General features: G+C 68.6%; 20 protein-coding genes. 4 read left to right on the forward strand and 16 right to left on the reverse strand.

The window, feature by feature from the left end; translation table 11 throughout:
• Nucleotides 1-74: 74 nt before the first annotated feature.
• The 13 genes from VPH43_RS02235 to paaK all read right to left on the reverse strand — a co-directional run bounded on the left by VPH43_RS02235 (nt 75) and on the right by paaK (nt 14,544).
• Complete coding sequence (locus tag VPH43_RS02235) at nt 75-1,763, reverse strand: hypothetical protein (protein WP_328576013.1); 1,689 nt, start codon at nt 1,761-1,763, stop codon at nt 75-77.
• Between the two features lie 135 nt (nt 1,764-1,898).
• Nucleotides 1,899-3,953 (reverse strand): phenylacetic acid degradation bifunctional protein PaaZ, encoded by a 2,055-nt coding sequence (gene paaZ, locus VPH43_RS02240; protein WP_328576014.1) that lies wholly within the window; start codon nt 3,951-3,953, stop codon nt 1,899-1,901.
• Nucleotides 3,950-4,717, reverse strand: coding sequence for an ABC transporter ATP-binding protein (locus VPH43_RS02245; RefSeq protein WP_328576015.1), 768 nt, complete (start codon nt 4,715-4,717; stop codon nt 3,950-3,952). The genes paaZ and VPH43_RS02245 overlap by 4 nt, the downstream gene beginning before the upstream one ends.
• The gene (locus tag VPH43_RS02250; protein WP_328576016.1) at nt 4,714-6,549 is read right to left on the reverse strand and encodes a branched-chain amino acid ABC transporter ATP-binding protein/permease; all 1,836 of its coding nucleotides are present in this window, start codon (nt 6,547-6,549) and stop codon (nt 4,714-4,716) included. The genes VPH43_RS02245 and VPH43_RS02250 overlap by 4 nt, the downstream gene beginning before the upstream one ends.
• Nucleotides 6,549-7,580 (reverse strand): branched-chain amino acid ABC transporter permease, encoded by a 1,032-nt coding sequence (locus VPH43_RS02255; protein ID WP_328576017.1) that lies wholly within the window; start codon nt 7,578-7,580, stop codon nt 6,549-6,551. The genes VPH43_RS02250 and VPH43_RS02255 overlap by 1 nt, the downstream gene beginning before the upstream one ends.
• A 59-nt stretch (nt 7,581-7,639) precedes the next feature.
• On the reverse strand, nt 7,640-8,788 hold the full coding sequence (locus VPH43_RS02260) for an ABC transporter substrate-binding protein (protein ID WP_328576018.1): 1,149 nt from the start codon (nt 8,786-8,788) through the stop codon (nt 7,640-7,642).
• Complete coding sequence (locus VPH43_RS02265; RefSeq protein ID WP_328576019.1) at nt 8,785-9,477, reverse strand: TetR/AcrR family transcriptional regulator; 693 nt, start codon at nt 9,475-9,477, stop codon at nt 8,785-8,787. Before VPH43_RS02265 ends, VPH43_RS02260 begins: the two co-directional genes overlap by 4 nt.
• A gap of 6 nt (nt 9,478-9,483) precedes the next feature.
• A complete protein-coding gene (gene paaE / locus VPH43_RS02270; RefSeq protein WP_328576020.1) occupies nt 9,484-10,566 on the reverse strand; it encodes a 1,2-phenylacetyl-CoA epoxidase subunit PaaE in 1,083 nt (360 codons plus the stop codon).
• Nucleotides 10,567-10,645: 79 nt separating this feature from the next.
• On the reverse strand, nt 10,646-11,167 hold the full coding sequence (gene paaD, locus VPH43_RS02275) for a 1,2-phenylacetyl-CoA epoxidase subunit PaaD (RefSeq protein WP_328576021.1): 522 nt from the start codon (nt 11,165-11,167) through the stop codon (nt 10,646-10,648).
• Nucleotides 11,164-11,937: a 1,2-phenylacetyl-CoA epoxidase subunit PaaC gene (gene paaC / locus VPH43_RS02280; RefSeq protein ID WP_328576022.1), complete on the reverse strand. Its 774-nt coding sequence runs from the start codon at nt 11,935-11,937 to the stop codon at nt 11,164-11,166. Before paaC ends, paaD begins: the two co-directional genes overlap by 4 nt.
• Before the next feature lie 9 nt (nt 11,938-11,946).
• The gene (gene paaB / locus VPH43_RS02285) at nt 11,947-12,240 is read right to left on the reverse strand and encodes a 1,2-phenylacetyl-CoA epoxidase subunit PaaB (protein ID WP_328576023.1); all 294 of its coding nucleotides are present in this window, start codon (nt 12,238-12,240) and stop codon (nt 11,947-11,949) included.
• Nucleotides 12,237-13,238 (reverse strand): 1,2-phenylacetyl-CoA epoxidase subunit PaaA, encoded by a 1,002-nt coding sequence (gene paaA, locus VPH43_RS02290; RefSeq protein ID WP_328576024.1) that lies wholly within the window; start codon nt 13,236-13,238, stop codon nt 12,237-12,239. The genes paaB and paaA overlap by 4 nt, the downstream gene beginning before the upstream one ends.
• 10 nt (nt 13,239-13,248) lie before the next feature.
• The gene (gene paaK / locus VPH43_RS02295) at nt 13,249-14,544 is read right to left on the reverse strand and encodes a phenylacetate--CoA ligase PaaK (protein ID WP_328576025.1); all 1,296 of its coding nucleotides are present in this window, start codon (nt 14,542-14,544) and stop codon (nt 13,249-13,251) included.
• A gap of 404 nt (nt 14,545-14,948) precedes the next feature.
• On the opposite strand from paaK, the gene VPH43_RS02300 reads away from it, so the two are divergent.
• From VPH43_RS02300 to VPH43_RS02315, 4 genes are all read left to right on the forward strand, one after another.
• Nucleotides 14,949-15,167, forward strand: coding sequence for a cold-shock protein (locus VPH43_RS02300; RefSeq protein WP_328576026.1), 219 nt, complete (start codon nt 14,949-14,951; stop codon nt 15,165-15,167).
• A gap of 139 nt (nt 15,168-15,306) precedes the next feature.
• Nucleotides 15,307-15,555 carry a DUF3297 family protein gene (locus VPH43_RS02305; RefSeq protein ID WP_328576027.1) on the forward strand — a complete coding sequence of 83 codons (249 nt, stop codon included), beginning with the start codon at nt 15,307-15,309 and terminating at the stop codon, nt 15,553-15,555.
• A 116-nt stretch (nt 15,556-15,671) separates the two neighbouring features.
• Nucleotides 15,672-15,980, forward strand: coding sequence for a hypothetical protein (locus VPH43_RS02310; protein ID WP_328576028.1), 309 nt, complete (start codon nt 15,672-15,674; stop codon nt 15,978-15,980).
• 219 nt (nt 15,981-16,199) lie between these two features.
• Nucleotides 16,200-16,553 carry a hypothetical protein gene (locus tag VPH43_RS02315; RefSeq protein WP_328576029.1) on the forward strand — a complete coding sequence of 118 codons (354 nt, stop codon included), beginning with the start codon at nt 16,200-16,202 and terminating at the stop codon, nt 16,551-16,553.
• A 20-nt stretch (nt 16,554-16,573) separates the two neighbouring features.
• Here VPH43_RS02315 and VPH43_RS02320 read toward each other — a convergent pair whose 3' ends face one another.
• From VPH43_RS02320 to VPH43_RS02330, 3 genes are all read right to left on the reverse strand, one after another.
• Entirely contained in the window at nt 16,574-17,842 is a 1,269-nt protein-coding gene (locus VPH43_RS02320; RefSeq protein ID WP_328576030.1) for a glycerate kinase type-2 family protein, read from the reverse strand.
• Nucleotides 17,843-18,004: 162 nt separating this feature from the next.
• A complete protein-coding gene (locus VPH43_RS02325) occupies nt 18,005-18,475 on the reverse strand; it encodes an AAC(3)-I family aminoglycoside N-acetyltransferase (protein WP_328576031.1) in 471 nt (156 codons plus the stop codon).
• Nucleotides 18,476-18,484: 9 nt separating this feature from the next.
• Nucleotides 18,485-19,450 (reverse strand): LysR family transcriptional regulator, encoded by a 966-nt coding sequence (locus VPH43_RS02330; RefSeq protein WP_328576032.1) that lies wholly within the window; start codon nt 19,448-19,450, stop codon nt 18,485-18,487.
• Nucleotides 19,451-19,458 lie beyond the last annotated feature (8 nt).

The raw sequence follows: 19,458 nt of genomic DNA on the forward strand, positions 1-19,458 counted from the left end.
GCGGCTGGGTGCTCATGCGGGCGGGCGGCACAACGAGGGCGGGCCCGCATCGTAGCCGCCCGCGACGGCGCCCCTCAGAACCATCCCTTCACCGAGTCGGCCCAACCCGACACGGTGTTGGCAATCGCGTCGCGCGCACCTGAGATGTGGGCGCCATAAGCCACGCCGACGCCGACCGCCAGCCCCACCACCGCGCCCACCGCGGTGCCGGCCACCGGCACCACCGAGCCGATGGCTGCACCCGCGGCCACCGACGCCGCCACCGACGCCGCACCCACTGTGGTGTCGGCCGCCACGTTGCCGATCGCCTTGGAGTCGCCGCGGGCCAGGCCCTGCCGGTTCTCGTAGGCCGACACGCCGGCCGAGATCACGACACCGACCGCGGTGGAGCCCGCCACCCGGGTGGCCAGTGTGCGGGTGGCCACACCCACGCTGGCGGCTTCGGCCGCGGTGCTGCCGGCAACACGCGTCGCCACGCTGGTACCCGCGCGCTGGGCGGCTGGCCCGACGGCGCGGTCCACCACCGGCGCCACCCAGCGCTCGCCTTGCGCGGCCGCCGCACCCAGCAATGCACCACTGGCGGTGTGCGACGCGATCTCGCCGGCCTTGGAAAAACTCAGCTCGCCATTGCGGGCCAGCGTGATCATGGTGACCACCCCGGCCGCCGCACCGCCCAGCGCGGCGCCCTGGCGCATGTTGGGCAGCTCCGGCTGGGGCAGCCGCTGCAAGGTGGGCACCGGCTCGCCGTACTGCCTGCCCAAGGCCGCCATCGTGCGCTCGGGCGTGCTCATGTGCTCCTGGTAGTAGCTGCGCGGCGCGAAAGTCTGGCCAGGGTTGCGCGCCTCCCATTCGGCGCGGAAGGCCGGCATCTCGGTCTTGGCCTTGGCGACCGCGTCGGTGCCCATCTGCTTGAGTTCGTTGACCGAATACGCGCGGTCGCCGATCACCACCCGGCGGGCATCCGCATCGCCGATCGCCTTCTCCAGTCGGGCGGTATTGCGGGGGTCCAGCAGCGCCGTGAAGTCGGCCTGCTTGTCGAACATGTAGAAGCCGGTCGCGCGCGGCGCATCGGGCGTGCTCCGGGCCTGCCATTCAGCCTGCCGGCTGGTCTGAGAGGTGGTTTTGCTGCCTTCCTTGGCCAGCGTGTCGGCCAGGGTGTTGGCGCCGTACTTCGTGCTCTCGATGTGCACCGTGCCGTCGCGCGTCTGGAAGTACAGGTCGGCGTCGATGTCGGGGATGTCCAGCAGCGGCAGCTTGCTGTTGCCCAGGGCCTGCCCGGCCGCGGGGTCATAGGCCAGCTGGGTGCCGCGTGCCAGCTCCACACGGTCCAGCACCTCGGCCGCGCGGGTCATCTGCGCCATCGCGCCGTTGAACCGGTCGCTGCCGGCCGGCTGCGTGGCCAGGTCGTACAGGTGCTCGCGAAACTGGTTGTTGATGTGCGGATCGATCTTGCCGTCGATCACCGCGTTGCCGAGGTGCTCCACCACGTTGCGCAGGTGCTGCGCCTGCTGCGGCGGCAGGTCGGTGCGCGCGAGTGCAGTGCGTGCGTTGGCGGCGGCATCGGCGACGGCCTGGGCGCCGGGGCCGGCACCGGGCGGCGTGGTGCTGGCCGCAATGCGAAAGCCCTCGACGGCGCGCGCCGTGGGGTTGAGCGGCTGGGTGGCGATGGCGGCGGCTTGTGCCGACGCGGCGGCCGTGGCGTCGTCGGCCGCGCTGGGCCGCGGCGACAGGTTGACGCCGACGCGGAAGTCTTCTGGACGCATGTGCTGTTCTCCCTGGCGAATCAATCACAGGCCGGCGCCGCTCGGGCGCGCGGCCTCTCATGCGATTGAACGCGGCAGGGCAGCGCCGCGCCAGCTGGGTCGATTCCCAGCTGGGAACGTTCCCAGGGCGGCGCGTCAGCCGCGCTTGGCCACCAGCGTCAGGATGTCGTAGCTGGCCACCAGCTCGCCGTGCTGGTTCATCACCTGCACGTCCCACGCGACCACGCCCTGCGGCGCCTGGTCCTTGCGCGGGGCCTTGTCGATCTTGCGCTTGGCGGTCAGGCGCGCCTGGATGGTGTCGCCGATGGCCACCGGCTTGACGAAGCGCAGCGTGTCCAGGCCATAGTTCGCCAGCACCGGGCCGGGCGCCGGCGAGACGAAGAGGCCCGCCGCCGCCGACAGCACGAAGTAGCCGTGCGCGATGCGCTGGCCGAACTGCGTTTCCTTGGCCGCGATCTCGTCGAAGTGCATATAGAAGTAGTCGCCCGACACACCGCCGAAGTTGACGATGTCCGCCTCGCTCACCGTGCGCCGATGCGTGAGCAGCGAGTCGCCGATCTGCAGATCCTCGAAGTGCCGGCGGAAGGGGTGCACCTCCGATTCACGCACCGCGCCGCCGCGCACGTACTCGCCAGTGATCGCTGTCAGCATGGTGGGTGAACCCTGTACCGCCGCGCGCTGCAGGTAGTGCTTCACCGCGCGCAGCCCGCCCAGCTCCTCGCCGCCACCGGCGCGGCCCGGGCCGCCGTGCTTCAGCAATGGCAGCGGCGATCCATGGCCGGTGGACTCGGCGGCCGCTTCGCGGTCCAGCACATGCAGGCGGCCATGCCAGGCCGCCAGGCGCGGCACCGCCTGCGCCGCCACTTGCGGCGAGTGGGTCACCAGCGTGGCCACCAGGCTGCCGCGGCCACGCGCGGCGAGCACCAGCGCCTCGTCGAAATCGCCATAGGGCATCAAGGTGCTCACCGGGCCGAAGGCTTCCACGTCGTGCACCGCGTCGTTCGTCATCGGCTGCTCGCACAGCAGCAGCGTGGGCGAGAAGAAGGCGCCTTCGCGCACGCCCTCGCCCACCGGCCTGAAGCCGTCGCGTTCGCCGAACACCAGCTGGTTGCCTTGGAGCAGGCGCGCCACGCGCTCGCTCACGTCGGCCTGCTGGCTGCGCGAAGCGAGCGCACCCATGCGCACCCCCTCCACCGACGGGTCGCCCACCACCACCTTGGCCAGCCGCGCCTTCAGCGCCTGCGCCACGGCATCGAGCTGCGCGCGTGGCACCAGCGTGCGGCGGATCGCGGTGCACTTCTGCCCCGCCTTGACCGTCATCTCGCGCACCACCTCCTTCACGAAGAGGTCGAACTCCGGGGCATCGGGCGTCACGTCCGGGCCGAGGATGGCGCAATTGAGCGAATCGGCTTCGGCATTGAACGGCACCGAGTGGCGGATGAGATTGGGATGCACCCGCAACTTGGCCGCCGTGTCGGCCGAGCCGGTGAAGGTGACCACATCCTGCCCGTCCAGCCGGTCCAGCAGGTCGCCGGTGCTGCCGATCACCAGCTGCAGGCTGCCCGCAGGCAGCAGGCCGGACTCGTGCATCAGCCGCACCACCGCCTCGGTGAGGAACGACGTGCTGGTCGCCGGCTTGGCGATGCACGGCATGCCCGCCAGGAAGCTGGGCGCGAACTTCTCCAGCAGGCCCCAGATCGGGAAGTTGAAGGCGTTGATGTGCACCGCCACGCCGCCGCGCGGCACCAGGATGTGCGTGCCGGCGAACTTGTTCTGCTTGCCCAGCGGCACGGCCGGGCCTTCATGCACCAGGTTGCCCGAGGGCAACTCGTTGCTGCCGACGCTCGCATAGGCGTAGAGCGTGCCGGTGCCACCTTCGATGTCGATCCAGCTGTCGGTGCGGGTGGCGCCGGTGTGCATGGACAGCGTGTACAGCTGCTCCTTGCGTTCGTTGAGGTAAGCGGCCAGCGCTTTCAGGCGCGCGGCGCGCTGCTGGAAGTCCAGCGCCAGCAGGCCGCTCACCCCTTCGCGGCGCGCATGCTGCACCGCCTCGCCGAAGTCGATCGTCTCGGCATGGGTCAGTGCCACTGGTTGCCCATTGACCGCACTGGCCAGCGCCTGGCCGGGTTGGCCACCCAGCCAGCGGCCGGCGATGAAGCTCTGCAATTGCAGCGGAGAGGGCATGTTCATGAGGGTTCCTTCATTCGTTCCACGGTGCCCGTGGCAGCGCTGCCGCCGCCCAGGCCCAGATAGGTCTGCACGATGCGCGGATCGCGCGCCAGTTCGCCGGCCGGGCCGCTCAGCGCGACGCTGCCCATTTCCAGCACGTAGCCCCGGTCGGCGATCTGCAGCGCGGCGCGTGCGTTCTGTTCCACCAGCAGCACCGCCACGCCGCGCTCGCGCAGGCCGGCCACCACCTGCAGCACCTCGCGCACGATCAGCGGCGCGAGGCCCAGCGAGGGCTCGTCCAGCATCAGCAGCCGGGGCGAGGCCATCAGCGCACGGCCGATGGCCAGCATCTGCCGCTCGCCGCCCGACAAGGTGGCCGCGAGCTGGGTACGCCGCTCCTTCAGGCGCGGGAAGATGCCAAACACTTCGTCCATGCGCGCGCGCTGGTCTCGCTGGCCGGCTCGCCACCGGGCAAAACCACCGAGCAGCAGGTTGTCCTGCACCGACATCTCGCCGAAGAGTTCACGCTTTTCCGGCACCAGGCCGACGCCACGCGCCACCATCGCTTCCACCGTCACGCGCGGCAGGCGCTCGTCCTGCCACGCCAGCGCCCCGCGCGAGGGCAGCAGGCCCATGGCCGCGGACAGCAGCGTGGTCTTGCCGGCGCCGTTGGGGCCGATCACGGTGACGATCTCGCCTTCGCGCACCGCCAGGTCCACGTGGTGCACCGCCTCCACCGGACCGTAGGAGACGCAGAAGTCCTTGAGTTCGAACAGCACGCTCATGCCGCCGCCCCTTCTTCCACGATCAGCGCATCGGCGCCGCCCAGATAGGCTTCGAGCACGCGCGGGTCGGCTTGCACTTCGCGCGGCGAACCGTGCGCGATGACCTGGCCGAATTCCAGCACCGTCACCCGGTTGGCCAGCTGCATCACGAACTCCATGTCGTGCTCCACCACCAGGATGGCCAGCCCCTCGCGCCGCAGTTGCGACAGCAGTTCGGCCAGCGCGCGCTTTTCCAGGTGGCGCAGGCCGGCGGCCGGTTCATCCAGCAGCAGCACGCTGGGTTGGCCGGCCAGCGCCCGCGCGATCTCCACGATGCGCTGCTGGCCCAGCGGCAGCGAGCCCGCCGCTTCGCCAGCCTGTGCGATCAGGCCGCAACGTTCGAGCTGCACGCGCGCCTCGTTCAGCAGCGCCGCCTCCTCGGCACGGTCCAGCCGCAACATGGCCTTGAGCCAGCCGCTATGCCCACGCAGGTGCGCGCCCAGCGCCACGTTGTCCAGCACGCTGCGCTCCTTGAGCAGGCGCACATGCTGAAAGGTGCGGCCCACGCCGTGGCGGGCGAACTCGCGCGAAGGTTTGCCGGTCATCGGTTGGCCGCCCAGCCGGACCTCGCCCGCGCTGGGATCGTCAACGCCCGAGATCATGTTGAAGAAGGTGCTCTTGCCGGCACCGTTGGGGCCGATCAGCGCATGCACCTCGCCGGCCTTCACCGCCAGGCTCACGTCCTGGTTGGCCACCAGGCCGCCGAATCGCTTGGTGACCTGCTGCGCCTGCAGCACCACCTCGCCATGCGCCGGCAAAGGCCGGCGCGACAGGGGCAACGGCGCCGCGTGCAGCGCCGAGGTCGGCTGCCGCAGCCAGCGGCGCGCCTGTCCTGCCAGTGCGGGCCACAGGCCACCCGCCGCGCGCTGCAGCACCAGCAACATCAGCATGCCGAACACGATGACTTCGAAGTTGCCGCTGGCGCCCAGCAGGCTGGGCAGCACGTCCTGCAGCGTCTGCTTCATCATCGTGATGACGGCAGCGCCCAGCACCGCACCCCACAGGTGGCCGGAGCCACCCACCACCGCCATGAAGAGGTATTCGATGCCCAACCCGAGGTTGAACGGCGTCGGGTTCACGAAGCGCTGCAGGTGCGCGTAGAGCCAGCCGGACACCGCCGCCAGCATGGCCGCCAGCACGAACACCTTGATGCGCTGGCGCGCGGTAGCCACGCCCATGGACTCGGCCATCACCCGACCGCTCTTGAGCGCGCGGATCGCCCGCCCCTCGCGTGAATCCAGCAGGTTGTGCAGGCCCCACAGCGCCAGCAGCAGCACGGCCCAGATCACACCGCCCAGCACCCGGCCGGAGCCCAGGCTCCAGCCGGCGATCTGCAGCGGCGGAATGCCGCCGATGCCGGTGTGGCCACCCAGCAGCTCGAGGTTGCCGAACAGGAAATACAGGCTCAGGCCCCAGGCGATGGTCGCCAGCGGCAGGTAGTGGCCGCCCAGCCGCAAGGTGACGGCGCCCAGCGCCCAGGCCACCACCCCGGTGATCACCAGCCCCAGCACCAGCCCCACCCAGGGCAGCAGCGCCGAGCCTGCGGGCAGCCCCAGTGCCGCACCGGCCGCCGGCGCGGTACACACCCAGGCGGTGGCATAAGCCCCCAGCCCGACAAACGCCGCCTGTCCGAACGACGTGATGCCCGCGATGCCGGTGAGCATCACCAGCCCCACGGCCACGATGGCGTACAGGCCGATGTAGCACAGCAGGGTGATGGTGAACGGCGGAAGGAAGCCCCAGGCGGCTGCCAGCAGGGCGACCGCGACCAGCGTGAGGTGGCGCGCCCTCATCACTCGTCCTCCTCGACGTGGCGGCTGCGCAGTGAGCGCCACAGCAGCACCGGGATGATGAGCGTGAAGACGATCACCTCCTTCAAGGCACTGGCCCAGAAGGCGGAGAAGCTTTCCAGCAGCCCCACCAGCACCGCGCCGGCCATCGCCAGCGGGTAGCTCGCCAGGCCGCCGATGATGGCCGCGACGAAGCCCTTCAGGCCCATCAGGAAACCGGTGTCGTACTGGATGGTGGTGATGGGCGCCACCAGCATGCCGGACACCGCGCCGATCAGCGCCGCCAGTGCAAAGCTCAGGTCACCGGCCAGCGAAGTGGGGATGCCCATCAGCCGCGCGCCCACCCGGTTGACCGCGGTGGCGCGCAAGGCCTTGCCCACGATGCTGCGCTCGAAGAACACGAACAGCAGCGCCGACAAGGCCGCGGCCACACCCACCACCACCAGCGACTGCCCGGTGATCTGGATGCCATTGCCCACGTCGAAGCGCGCCTCCGAAAACCGGGAGGTGCTGAAGCCTTCGGGCCCGAACAGGTACAGCCCCAGCCCCACCAGCACGCCATGCAGCGCCACCGCGGCGATCAGCAAGGTGAGCACGGTGGCATCGGCCAGCGGGCGAAACGCGAGCCGGTACAGCAACGGCCCCATCGGTGTGATGAGCAGCAAGGTGGTGCCCACCTGGCCCGCCAGCCCGGTGGGCTTGAGCGCCAGGCTCATCAAAGCGGCGGCGCCTGGCAGCAACAGAGTCCACACCAGGGTCACGGGCCAGTCCACCGCCAGGCCGCGCTGCTGCCGCACCAGCTCCACCAGCAACACGCCGGCGGCCAGCGCGAGCAGCAGCCACAGCGTGGGCGGCGTGTGGCCGGCCTGCAAGGTGGCCAGCGACAGCGCCCCCAGCGCCACCAGCTCGCCCTGCGGCACGAAGATCACGCGCGTGACCGAGAACACCAGCACCAGCGCAAGCGCCAGCAGCGCGTAGATCGCGCCATTGACGATGCCGTCCTGCGCCAGCAGGGCGGAGATTTGCAAGTCCATCGGGGTCCTGTGGCGGCGTTGGACAACACGCCCGCCGAAGCGGGCGCTGCACATGGCGGTCAGTTGTCGTATTTCCAGGTGCCGTTTTCGATCTTCACCATCACGCGGCCGCGCTTGTCCAGGCCCAGGTGGTCGTTGGGCGAGGTGTTGAACACACCGTGCGCACCCGGCATTTCCTTGATGCCTTCCAGGCCGTCGCGCAGGGCGGCGCGGAACTCCGGCGTGCCAGGCTTGGCCTTTTTCAGCGCCGCGGTGGCCGCGTTCTGGAACATCAGGCCGGCATCCCAGGCATGCGCGCCGAAGGTGGACACGGTGCCCTTGCCGAAGGCCGCTTCGTACTTGGCGATGTAGTCCAAAGCGCTCTTGCGCGTGGGGTGGGTGGCCGGCAGCTGGGTGGCCACCAGCACCGGGCCGGCGGGCAGGAAGGTGCCTTCCACGTCCTTGCCGCCCACGCGCAGGAAGTCGTTGTTGGCCACGCCGTGGGTCTGGTAGTACTTGCCGGCATAGCCGCGTTCCTTCAGGCCCTTTTGCGGCAGCGCGGCCGGGGTGCCCGAGCCGGCGATGAGCACCGCGTCGGGCTTGGCGGCCACCAGCTTGAGCACCTGGCTGGTCACCGAGGTGTCGGTGCGGTTGTAGCGTTCGTTGGCCACGATCGTCAGGCCCTTGGTGCTGGCGATCTTGTTGAACTCGTTGTACCAACCCTCGCCGTACGCGTCGGCAAAGCCGATGAAACCCACCGTCTTGACACCGCCGTTCTCCATGTGGGAGGCGATCGCCAGCGCCATCATGATGTCGTTCTGCGGCGTCTTGAACACCCACTTCCGCTTGGCGTCCATGGGCTCCACGATGCGCGAGCTGGCCGCCATGGAGATCATGGGCACCTGTGCTTCGGACACCACGTCGATCATCGCCAGCGAGTTGGGGGTGATGGTGGAGCCGATCACGATGTCCACCTTGCTCTCGCCGATCAGCTTGCGGGTGTTGGACACCGCCGTGGTGGTGTCGGACGCATCGTCCAGCACGATGTAGTTGACCTTCTCGTTGCCGATCTGCTTGGGCAGCAGGGTGAGGGTGTTCTTCTCCGGAATGCCCAGCGACGCGGCGGGGCCGGTGGCGGACACGGTGACGCCGACAGTGATGTCGGCGAGCGCGGCACACGAGCCGAGGGCGAGCAGCGCGGCGGCTGCGATGCGGGACAAGGTCTTCACGGGATGTCTCCTTCTGTAGAGGAATCGTTGGCCAGGGCCAGCGTAGCAGTTGCAGTGCGCCGGCGCACCGCGGTTTTACGAGGAGCAGCGGCCTTCAGCTTCACGGCGGCCAGGCCACCGAAGAACAGGTCGGCCACCACTTCGCTCATGGCCTCGTGCGTGAGCGCGCCGTCCGGGCGCAGCCAGGTGAACAGCCAGTTCATCATGCCGAACAACAGCATGGTCAATGGCTTGTGCAGCCCGGCCCTTTCGGTGCCCGGCCGCACTGCGGCGATGGCATCCGCAAAGGCGCCCACCACGCGGCGCTCGCCATCGAGCACCCGCTTGCGATGAGGCGCGGGCAGGAACTTCACGTCCTGCGTGAGCACCCGGTGCTCATGCTGCGAATGGGCATAGTCCCGCACGAAGCGCAGGATCAGCTCGCGCAGGTGGGCTTCGGGCGCCAGCTGGAGCGCGCCCACTTCCGCCACGATCGCCTCCAGGTGGTCGATATGGTTCTGCGCGATGCCGGCCAGCAGGTCGTCCTTGTCCCGGAAGTAGTGGTACAGCGCGGGCTTGGTCACGCCGCAGGCCGCGGCCACCTCATTCATCGAGGTTCCGGGGTAGCCGCTTTGTGCAAACAGCTGCGCCGCGCGCGCGAGCATCTCGTCGCGCTGCTGGTCGTAGGTGGCGGAGCGGCCGCGTGCCATCAGGTTTCAGCGTTCATCGAAGCTCACCACCACGCGCTCGGTGAGCGGATGGGATTGGCAAGTGAGCACGAAGCCGGCCTCCACCTCGGCCTTTTCGAGCGCGAAGTTGCGGTCCATGCGCACCTGGCCTTCCAGCACCTTGGCGCGGCAGGTGGAGCACACGCCGGACTTGCAGGAATACGGCACGTCCATGCCGGCGGCCGCGGCGGCGTCCAGGATGCTGGGGTCGGTCTTGCGGAAGGTGATCTCGCGTTGCAGGCCGTCGCGCACGATCACCACGCGGGCGCCATCGGCGTCCTCCGGGCGGGCCTCGTGCTTCATCGCGTCGGCCGGCGTGGGCAGCGGTGCGCCGAAGCGCTCGATGTGGATGCGCTCCTCGGCCACACCGGCCTCGCGCAGCGCCACTTCCACCTCGTCGTTCATCTGGAACGGGCCGCACACGAACGCATGGTCGATGCGCGTCGCATCCACCACCGTGGCGAAGAACCGGCTCAGCTTCTCGCGATCCAGGCGGCCGGCATACAGCGGCGCATCCACATGCTCCTGCGTGAACACATGGTGCAGCGAGAGGCGCGTGAGGTAGCGGTTCTTCAGGTCCTCGATCTCTTCCTTGAACATCGTCGTCGCCGGGCGGCGGTTGCTGTAGATCAAGGTGAAGTGGCTGCGCGGCTCGCGCGCGAGCACCGTCTTCATGATCGAGAGGATGGGCGTGATGCCGCTGCCACCGGCCACGCCCAGGTAGTGGCGCTCGGCATCCGGGTCCAGCGGCACGAAGAAGCGGCCTTGCGGCGGCATGACCTCCAGCGTGTCGCCTGCCTTCAGCCCCTGGTGCACCCACTGGGAGAACGCACCGCCAGCCACCTTGCGCACGCCCACGCGCAGGCAGGGATCGTCCATGCCGGCGCAGATGGAATACGAGCGCCGCAGGTCCTGGCCGCCAACCAGCGTGCGCAGGGTGAGGTACTGGCCGTGCTGGAAGCGGAAGATGTCCTTCAGCTCGGCCGGAACGTCGAAGGAGACGATCACCGCTTCCTCGGTGTCGGGCTGCACCTCGCGCACCTTGAGCGGATGGAAATGGAGCGAACTCATCATGCCTCCCGCCGGGCCGCCCCAAGGGAGGCATGCGCCCCCGCGGGGGGCAGCGAACGATAGTGAGCGTGGGGGTTCATCAGATCGGTTTGAAGTGTTCGAAGGGTTCGCGGCAGGCGACGCAGCGATAGAGCGCCTTGCAGGCGGTGGCGCCAAAGGCGGACAGGCGCTCGGTGTTGGCGCTGCCGCAGCGTGGGCAGGCAACCGCCTCGGCGTTGCGCCGCACCATGCGGATCGGTGTGCCCTGCGACGCATCCACCGGCCCCGGCGGCGCGATGCCGTATTCACGCAGCTTGCGCTTGCCTTCCGGCTGGATCCAGTCGGTGGTCCAGGCGGGTGCGCGCTGCAAGGTCATGCGCATGGGCCCCAGGCCGGCGGCTTCCAGCGCCTTGCGCACATCGGCTTCGATCACCTCGGTGGCCGGGCAGCCGCTGTAGGTGGGCGTGAGCACGACCTCCAGCTCGTCGGCGTGATCGCGCACCTCGCGCACGATGCCCAGCTCCACCACCGACACCGCCGGCACTTCGGGATCCAGCACCCCGTCCAGCACGCGCCAGGCCTGCTGCACCCGCGTCGACGCGCCGGGCTGCGGCCCGATCACCACACGCCCCCGGGATAGGCGCGTTGCAGATACTGCATCTCGGCCAGCAGGTAACCCATGTGCTCGGTGTGGCGGCCGCGCTTGCCTTCGCTGACGAAGGGTGTGTCGGCCGGGATCGCCAGGCCCGCTTCGCGCAGCACGCTGGTCATGTCGAGCAGCCAGGCCTCCCGCAGCTCGGCGCCGCTGGGCCCGAGGCCGCTGCGTGCGGCCGCTTCGTCCACAGCGTCAGCGGCAAACAGCTCCGAGGTGTACGGCCACAGCATCTCCAGCGCAGCATGCATGCGGCGGGTGGACTCTTCGGTGCCGTCGCCCAGGCGCACCACCCAGTCGGCGGCGTGCTCCTGGTGGTAGCGCGCCTCTTTCACCGCCTTGCCGGCGATGGCGGCCAGCTCCGCGTCGGAGGATTCGGCCAGCCGCTCCCACATCAGCTTGAGCCAGGTGGCCACGGCGAGGTTGCGCAGCACGGTGAAACCGAAGTCACCACGCGGCAGCTCCACCAACGTCATGTTGAGGAAGTCGCGTTCGTCGCGCAGGAAGGCAAGCTGGTCCTCGTCATGGCCGCGGCCGTCCAGCCGCGCCGCATGGGCGAGCAGCGCACGCGCCTGGCCCAGCAGGTCCAGCGCCATGTTGGCCAGTGCGATGTCTTCTTCCAGGATGGGCGCATGGCCGGCCCATTCGCCCAGGCGTTGCGCGAGGATGAGGCAGCTGTCGCCCAGGCGCAGCACGTATTGCACTTCTGGCGCGGTGCCGACGGAGATGCTTTGCGTCATTGTCTGGGCCTACATGTGGTCGACTTCAGACGGCAGCGCGTAGAAGGTGGGGTGGCGGTACACCTTGTCTTCCATCGGGTCGAAGTACATGTCCTTGTCGCCCGGGTCGGAGGCCACGATCTGGTCGGAGCGCACCACCCACACGCTGGTGCCTTCCTGGCGCCGGGTGTACACGTCGCGCGCCAGCTGGATCGCCATCTGCGGGTCGGCCGCATGCAGGCTGCCGCAGTGCTTGTGGTCCAGGCCAGCCTTGCTGCGCACGAACACTTCCCACAGCGGCCATTCATTCTTGGGCGCAGTCATGCGGCCTCCTTCATCTTCGATTGCTTCTCGGCATGCGCGAGCGCGGCTTCGCGCACCCAGGCGCCGTCGTCCCAGGCCTTGACCCGCATGGCCAGCCGCTCCTTGTTGCAGGGCCCGTGGCCGTTGACCACGCGCCAGAACTCGCTCCAGTCGATGGCGCCGAAGTCCCAGTGGCCGCGCTGCTCGTTCCACTTCAGGTCCGGGTCGGGCAAGGTCACGCCGAGCAACTTGGCCTGCTCCACCGTGGCGTCGACGAACTTCTGGCGCAGGTCGTCGTTGCTGATGCGCTTGATGCCCCAGCGCATGCTTTGTGCGGTGTTGGGGCTTTCGGCATCGGGCGGGCCGAACATCATCAGGCTGGGCCACCACCAGCGGTTGGTGGCGTCCTGCACCATCGCGCGCTGGGCGTCGGTGCCCTTCTGCATCATGGTCAGCAGGGACTCGTAGCCTTGGCGCTGGTGGAAGCTCTCCTCGCGGCAGATGCGCACCATCGCGCGCGCATACGGCGCATAAGAGCAGCGGCAGATCGGCACCTGGTTCATGATGGCCGCGCCATCCACCAGCCAGCCGATCACGCCCACGTCCGCCCAGGTGAGCGTGGGGTAGTTGAAGATCGAGCTGTACTTGGCGCGGCCGGTGTGCAGCGCGTCCAGCATCTGGTCGCGCGAGGTGCCCAGCGTTTCGGCGGCGGCATACAGGTACAGGCCATGGCCACCTTCGTCCTGCACCTTGGCCAACAAGATGGCCTTGCGCTTGAGGGTGGGCGCACGGCCGATCCAGTTGCCCTCGGGCAGCATGCCGACGATCTCCGAGTGCGCGTGCTGGCTGATCTGCCGCACCAAGGTCTTGCGATAGTTGTCCGGCATCCAGTCTTTCGCCTCGATGAACTCGCCCGCATCGATGCGCTCGTCGAAGCGCTGCTGCAGCTGGTGTTCCTCGGCCGTCTTGAGTCCCTTGCCCTCTTCCTTGGGGGCAAGGTCCATGGCTTGCGTGTACATGATGGTTCCCTTACTTCGGTCGCTTGTCGATGACGCGGCGCGCCTTGCCGACCAGCGTGCGTTCGATGGATTCGGGCAGGCCCACGCTCACCGTGGTGCTCACGCCGATCAAGGTCTTGATGCGCTGCTGCAGCTGCTGGCCGATCTGCTCGCGGTTGGCGCCGGCATGCTCGGGCAGCAGCTCGCAGCGCACCTCCACCTCGTCCAGCCGGCCTTCCCGCGTGACCACCAGCTGGTACTGGCCGCTGAGCTGGCCATGCTTGAGCACCAGCTCCTCCACCTGGGTGGGGAAGAGGTTGACGCCGCGGATGATCAGCATGTCGTCCGAGCGGCCCACGATCTTGCCCATGCGGCGCATGCTGCGCGCGGTGGGCGGCAGCAGGCGGGTGAGGTCGCGCGTGCGGTAGCGGATGATGGGCAGCGCTTCCTTGCTGAGCGAGGTGAACACCAGCTCGCCCTCGCTGCCATCGGGCAGCACTTCGCCGGTGTCGGGGTGGATGATCTCCGGGTAGAAATGGTCTTCCCAGATCACGGGGCCGTCCTTGGTTTCCACGCACTCGTTGGCCACGCCAGGGCCCATCACTTCGCTCAAGCCGTAGATGTCCACCGCGTCGATGCCGGCGGCGGCCTCGATCTCCTGGCGCATCGCCTCGGTCCAGGGCTCGGCGCCGAAGATGCCGATGCGCAGCGAGCTCTCGCGCGGATCCAGCCCCTGGCGCCGGAATTCCTCGATGATCACCTGCATGTAGCTGGGCGTCACCATGATGATGTCGGGCTGGAAGTCGACGATCAGCTGCACCTGCTTCTCGGTCTGCCCGCCCGACATGGGGACCACCGTGCAACCCAGCTTTTCCGCGCCGTAGTGCGCGCCCAGCCCGCCGGTGAACAGGCCGTAGCCGTAGGCGATGTGCACCATGTCCCCCGGCCGGCCACCCGATGCGCGGATGGACCGCGCCACCAGGTCGGCCCAGGTGTTGATGTCGTTCTGCGTGTAGCCCACCACGGTGGGCTTGCCGGTGGTGCCGGAAGAAGCGTGGATGCGCACCACCTGCTGGCGCGGCACGGCGAACATGCCGAAGGGATAGTTGTCGCGCAGGTCCTTCTTGGTGGTGAAGGGGAACTTGGCCAAATCGGCCAGCGAGCGGCAGTCCGAGGGATGCACACCCTTGGCATCGAAGACCTGCCGATAGTGCGGCACATGTTCATAAGCGTGCTGCAGCGTCCACTGCAGGCGCTTGAGCTGCAGGGCCTGCAGCTCGTCCTGGCTGGCACGTTCGATCGGATCAAGGGGCGCGGGATGCCGCATGCGTCAACTCCTGCGGTCAATGGATTCGCTGACCGACCGGTAAGTAAATCTTAGGACTGATTGGAGTTTGTGGCAAGTCAAAGCAGCGCGGGAAAACCCCAGCTTCCGGCCACGACTGTCGGCGCTGCTGCAGCAAGTGGAGGGGTGCTGGGACAGTTGGCCGATTTGATCGACCGTGCAGGCCCAGTGACGCCCCTCAACAACGGAATGCCATTGATTCAAACGCGTGAATAGATATCACCTATGATGCGCTTCGTAGGTATGCACAAGACCTTCTCTCTGTAAGTCCCTCTGCAAGTCGTCGGCCTCTCAAGCCGGCCAGTTCGGTCGAATTTCCATCGGTGAGCTTCTTGGCGTTTCTGCACTGCGCAGCATGTGCTGCGCATCACTGAAAGGAAATTGATATGACGACTGAAACCGGTACCGTGAAGTGGTTCGATGATGGCAAGGGCTTCGGGTTCATCACCCCCGATCGTGGCGGCAAGGACCTCTTTGCCCACTTCAGCCAGATCCAGGGCGCCAATGGCTTCAAGAGCCTGGCCGAAAGCCAGCGCGTGGAATTCGAAGTGACCCAGGGCCAGAAGGGCCCCCAGGCTTCGAACATCCGTTCGCTCGCCGCCTAAGGCTTGTTTCGGCTCCCTCGGGGGCCGGCCAGCGAAGAAAGCCGCGGTTCATACCGCGGTTTTTTTTCGTCCGTGCGCGCCGCGCGCCATCCGGGAAAATGGCTGATTCACTTTTCTTGAACTCACCGGACACGCACCGATGACCGACACGCCCGAAAAGCCCCCGCTGCCCGACCACCTCAGCGCCGATCCGCGCAGCCCACATCACGTGGCTGCCGTGTTCGAGCACGACATCGGCATCCGCTTCAACGACAAGGAGCGCTCCGACGTGGAGGAGTACTGCATCAGCGAGGGCTGGGTGAAGGTGCCCGCCGGCAAGACGCGTGACCGCAAGGGCCAACCGCTGCTGATGAAGCTCAAGGGCAAGGTGGAGGCGTTCTACCGCTGAGTGCCGGCCCCCGCGTCAGCAAGCGCTGACAAGCAGACGGGGGATTCGCCGTCACCGGCGGCATGGCCTTCCGGCGTTGAATCGCTGTGTTCGATTCACTCCATGAAGGCACTTCCATGAAGAAAACCGCACTCATCTCCGTACTGCTCGCTGGTGGCCTGGCGACGGTTGCCGCCGTGGCGGCGCCGGATCCCAACGCCAAGGGCGTCACCGAAAGCACTGACCCGGCGCGTGTGGCCGAAGTGGAGCGCCACGCCCAGGCGCTGGGCTACAACGGCAGCGCCAATGCCAGCGGCACCGAGCAGGCCACCGGCAGCAAGCCTGCGCCCAAGCACCACAGCAAGCACAAGGCGAGCAAGCGCCACGGCTCCAAGTCGAACAAGGCGCCCAAGGCCGAGGCGGGCAGCACGCCGGCGCAGCAATAACTGCAGGGCCGGGCTTCCTGCCCGGCCTCATGCCATCGCACCGCCGAGGCGGTGCACCAGCTTCTTTCCATGATCGCAGGCGCGGCGCTTCGTATCCCGCAGGGCCGCGCCCGCGCCCACTGTCCGGCGTGCCCCCGGGTGGATCGCAAGAGGGCTCCGCTGCCCGGGGAGGGCACGTGCGTTGCATGCCACTTCGCACACTCCCCCAAAGGACGCGCCATGGACGCCAACACCGCATTTCAGGCCCTGCGCCGCTGGGATGACCAGCGCGTGGACATCCCGGCCGAACCCTGGATCAAGCTTGCGCTGGGCATTGGCCTGCTGCGCTCCGGCGGGCGCGGCTCGCTGCTCGGGCGCACGCTCTCGCTGGTGGCGGGTAGCGCCCTGGTCTATCGGGCGATCTCCGGGCGCCAGGGCCTGGCCGCATTGTTCAGCCGCGATGTGCCCCCGGTGCCGGGGCGGCGCGCCACCTTGGTGGAGGGCCACCTGGTGGCGTCTGCGGCCGAGCCCGAGCCGCTGGAAGGCGTGCGCCGGCCGGAGGATGTGCCGGCGCAGCTGCGGTCCGCCGGCTGACGGCGCCCGCCGCGCGCGGCTCAGAGAATCAGGATCGCGCGGAAGTCGTTCACGTTGGTGCGCGTGGGCCCGGTCACCAGCAGCTGGCCGAGGCGATCGAAAAAGCCATGGCCATCGTTGTTGTCAAGCATGGCCTTGGCGTTGACGCCGAGCGCGGCCGCTTCTTGCAGCACGTCCGGGCCGAACCAGGCGCCGGCGTTGTCCTCGGAGCCGTCGATGCCGTCGGTGTCCGCGGCCAACGCCCACACGCCAGGCACCGCTCGCAGTTCGACCGCCAGGCTGAGCAGGAACTCGGCATTGCGGCCGCCGCGGCCCTGGCCGCGCACGGTGACCGTCGTTTCGCCGCCTGACAACAGCACGCACGGCCGGCGCAACGGCTCACCGCGGCGCACGATGTGGCGCGCGATCGCGGCATGGACCTTGGCGACCTCGCGCGCTTCGCCCTCGACCTCGTCGGACAGCACATGTGCAGCCAGGCCCATCGCCCGGGCCCGTCGTGCGGCGGCCTGCAGCGCGTCCTGAGCCGTGGCGATCACCCGCACTTCGTTGCGCGCCAGGCGCGGGTCGCCCGGCTTGGGCGTTTCATGCGTCGGCTGCTGCAGGTGCGACAGCACCTGCGCCGGCACGTCGATGGCATAGCGCTGCAGCACGGCCAATGCCTGCGCTGCGGTGGTGTCGTCGGCCAGCGTGGGGCCGCTGGCCACCACTGCCGGGTCATCGCCCGGCACGTCGGACAGCACCAGCGTGAACACACGCGCCGGCGCACAGGCCAGCGCCAGCCGCCCGCCCTTGATGGCCGACAGGTGCTTGCGCACGCAGTTCATCTGGTCGATGGCCGCGCCGCTTTTCAGCAGCGCCCGGTTGATGTTGCGCTTGTGCTCCAGCGTGATGCCTTCGGCCGGCGCACTGAGCAAGGACGAACCGCCACCGGACATCAGGCACAGCACCAGGTCCTGCTCGCTGAGGCCGGACACCAGCGCCAGGATGCGCCGGGCGGCCGCGGCGCCGGCTTCATCGGGCACTGGATGGCCGGCCTCCACCACCTCGATGCGCTTGCAGGGCGCGCCGTGGCCATAACGCGTGATCACCAGCCCCTGCATCGCCTGATCGGGCCAGCGCGCCTCCACCGCCGCGGCCATGGCCGCAGCCGCCTTGCCGGCGCCCACCACGACCACTCTGCCCTCGCGCGGCGGATCAGGCAGGTGCGGCGGCACGCATTGCTGCGGGCTCACCGCATTCACCGCGTTGCTGAACAACGATTCCAGGATCTCGCGCGGCGATGGGCTCATGGCGGTTCAGGCAGTCACGGTGGCAAAGCCGATGGTATGCGCGGACTTCAGCCCGATCGCGCGGTGCAGCGCCAAACGGGCGCACCCGCTGGGCAAGGCCCAGGTCTTGGCGTGGGGACATGAGCGGCATGACGTCGCCGCCATGCGCGCCCGATGGAGGGCTCATGCGTCATGGGCCCGCGGCGCAATGTCGAAATGGAGCACTTCCTCGCGGACGCCCAGTTTGGAGTACAGCCCTATGGCAGGCGCGTCCCCATGGTCGGCCTGCACAAAGATGACGTAAATGCCTCGTGCGGTCGCCAGGCTCTGAAGCCTCTGGATCATGGCCGTGGCCACACCGCGCCGGCGGTGAGCCTCATCGACCGCCAAGTCATAGATATACAGCTCGGCTCGTGCTTGCTCAAACTTTTGCAGCACATAGCCGGCCAAGCCACCAACAACATGCGCTCCCTCGAGCGCAGCGATCGCCACAAACGTTTGACTTTCCAGCAGGCGCTCAAGATACGCGTCGTCCGGCTGGTGGGCTGTGTAGGTCGGCACGTCTTCGAACGCCTGGCCGAAGACGGCGAGCATGTTTCGAAGGACAACGACGTCTTTCGAAGTGAGAACCCGGATATCGAGATCTTCGTTCATGCAGTGGCCTCAGCCAGGCGCCGTCCCCGCCGCCAGCCCCTGCGCCACCACCCTCACCTGCTCGCGCAGCCAGCGCATCGGCGCGGCGCCATGGCTGCGGTCGTGCCACAGCTGGTAGTAGGTCAGCGGTGGAAACGCCACCGGGCAGCGCACCATGCGCAGCGGCAGCGCGTCCATGTAGCGCAGGCAGAACTGGCGGCCGGTGGTCAGCACCAGCAGGCTGTGCGCCACCATCAGCGGGATCAGGCTGAAGTGCGCGCTGCGCACCACCACCTTGCGTTGCAGGCCTTCGTTGGCCAGGTGCTCGTCGATCACGCCGCGCGCGCCGGGGTGCAGCGGCGCGGGCGCCACGTGCTCGCTGTCCAGGTAACGCTGCACCGACCAGCTGCCGCGCTGGTCAGCCCGAACCGCCGGGTGGTCTTGGGCCACCAGGCACACGACCTGGTCGCTCAGCAGCTGCCCCAGGTGCAGCTCGGCAGGCGGCTGCAGCCAGTTGCCGATCACCAGGTCGATGTCGCCGCTGGCCAGGCTGCGGCGGTAATCGAATTCCTGCGACAGCCCGTGCAGGTCCAGCACGGCCTGCGGTGCCAGGCGCTTCACATGCGTCACCAGTTGCGGCAGGAAGAAGGGATCCAGGTAATCGCTGGCGCCGATGCGGAAGGTGATCTGTGCGTTGGCGGGGTCGAAGGCGGCGCCGCGCTGCTGCGGGTTGAACAGCCGGTCGGCGGCATCGAGCACGCGCTGGGCGTCCACCATCATCTCGAGCGCGCGCTCGGTGGGCATCAGGCCGGGGCCGCTGCGCACCAGCAGCACATCACCGGTGAGCTCGCGCAGGCGCTTGAGCTGCGCGCTCACCGCCGGCTGTGTGCTCTGCAGCTTCATCGCGGCGCGGGAGACGCTGCGTTCGCTGATCACGGTGTGCAGCACCTTCACCAGCTGTAGGTCGATCTTGGCGAGCGGCGAACGGGGCGGCATGCCTGCTG

Origin of the sequence: Ideonella sp. BN130291 (assembly GCF_036231905.1) — a bacterium.
GTDB lineage: Bacteria > Pseudomonadota > Gammaproteobacteria > Burkholderiales > Burkholderiaceae_C > CAMLIZ01.

Excerpts from the sequence above, each read along its gene's own strand:
- VPH43_RS02235 (WP_328576013.1), bottom strand. The coding sequence starts at position 1,763 with ATGCGTCCAGAAGACTTCCGCGTCGGCGTCAACCTGTCGCCGCGGCCC.
- paaZ (WP_328576014.1), bottom strand. The coding sequence starts at position 3,953 with ATGAACATGCCCTCTCCGCTGCAATTGCAGAGCTTCATCGCCGGCCGC.
- VPH43_RS02245 (WP_328576015.1), bottom strand. The coding sequence starts at position 4,717 with ATGAGCGTGCTGTTCGAACTCAAGGACTTCTGCGTCTCCTACGGTCCG.
- VPH43_RS02250 (WP_328576016.1), bottom strand. The coding sequence starts at position 6,549 with ATGAGGGCGCGCCACCTCACGCTGGTCGCGGTCGCCCTGCTGGCAGCC.
- VPH43_RS02255 (WP_328576017.1), bottom strand. The coding sequence starts at position 7,580 with ATGGACTTGCAAATCTCCGCCCTGCTGGCGCAGGACGGCATCGTCAAT.
- VPH43_RS02265 (WP_328576019.1), bottom strand. The coding sequence starts at position 9,477 with ATGGCACGCGGCCGCTCCGCCACCTACGACCAGCAGCGCGACGAGATG.
- paaE (WP_328576020.1), bottom strand. The coding sequence starts at position 10,566 with ATGAGTTCGCTCCATTTCCATCCGCTCAAGGTGCGCGAGGTGCAGCCC.
- paaC (WP_328576022.1), bottom strand. The coding sequence starts at position 11,937 with ATGACGCAAAGCATCTCCGTCGGCACCGCGCCAGAAGTGCAATACGTG.
- paaB (WP_328576023.1), bottom strand. The coding sequence starts at position 12,240 with ATGACTGCGCCCAAGAATGAATGGCCGCTGTGGGAAGTGTTCGTGCGC.
- paaA (WP_328576024.1), bottom strand. The coding sequence starts at position 13,238 with ATGTACACGCAAGCCATGGACCTTGCCCCCAAGGAAGAGGGCAAGGGA.
- paaK (WP_328576025.1), bottom strand. The coding sequence starts at position 14,544 with ATGCGGCATCCCGCGCCCCTTGATCCGATCGAACGTGCCAGCCAGGAC.
- VPH43_RS02300 (WP_328576026.1), top strand. The coding sequence starts at position 14,949 with ATGACGACTGAAACCGGTACCGTGAAGTGGTTCGATGATGGCAAGGGC.
- VPH43_RS02305 (WP_328576027.1), top strand. The coding sequence starts at position 15,307 with ATGACCGACACGCCCGAAAAGCCCCCGCTGCCCGACCACCTCAGCGCC.
- VPH43_RS02310 (WP_328576028.1), top strand. The coding sequence starts at position 15,672 with ATGAAGAAAACCGCACTCATCTCCGTACTGCTCGCTGGTGGCCTGGCG.
- VPH43_RS02315 (WP_328576029.1), top strand. The coding sequence starts at position 16,200 with ATGGACGCCAACACCGCATTTCAGGCCCTGCGCCGCTGGGATGACCAG.
- VPH43_RS02320 (WP_328576030.1), bottom strand. The coding sequence starts at position 17,842 with ATGAGCCCATCGCCGCGCGAGATCCTGGAATCGTTGTTCAGCAACGCG.
- VPH43_RS02325 (WP_328576031.1), bottom strand. The coding sequence starts at position 18,475 with ATGAACGAAGATCTCGATATCCGGGTTCTCACTTCGAAAGACGTCGTT.
- VPH43_RS02330 (WP_328576032.1), bottom strand. The coding sequence starts at position 19,450 with ATGCCGCCCCGTTCGCCGCTCGCCAAGATCGACCTACAGCTGGTGAAG.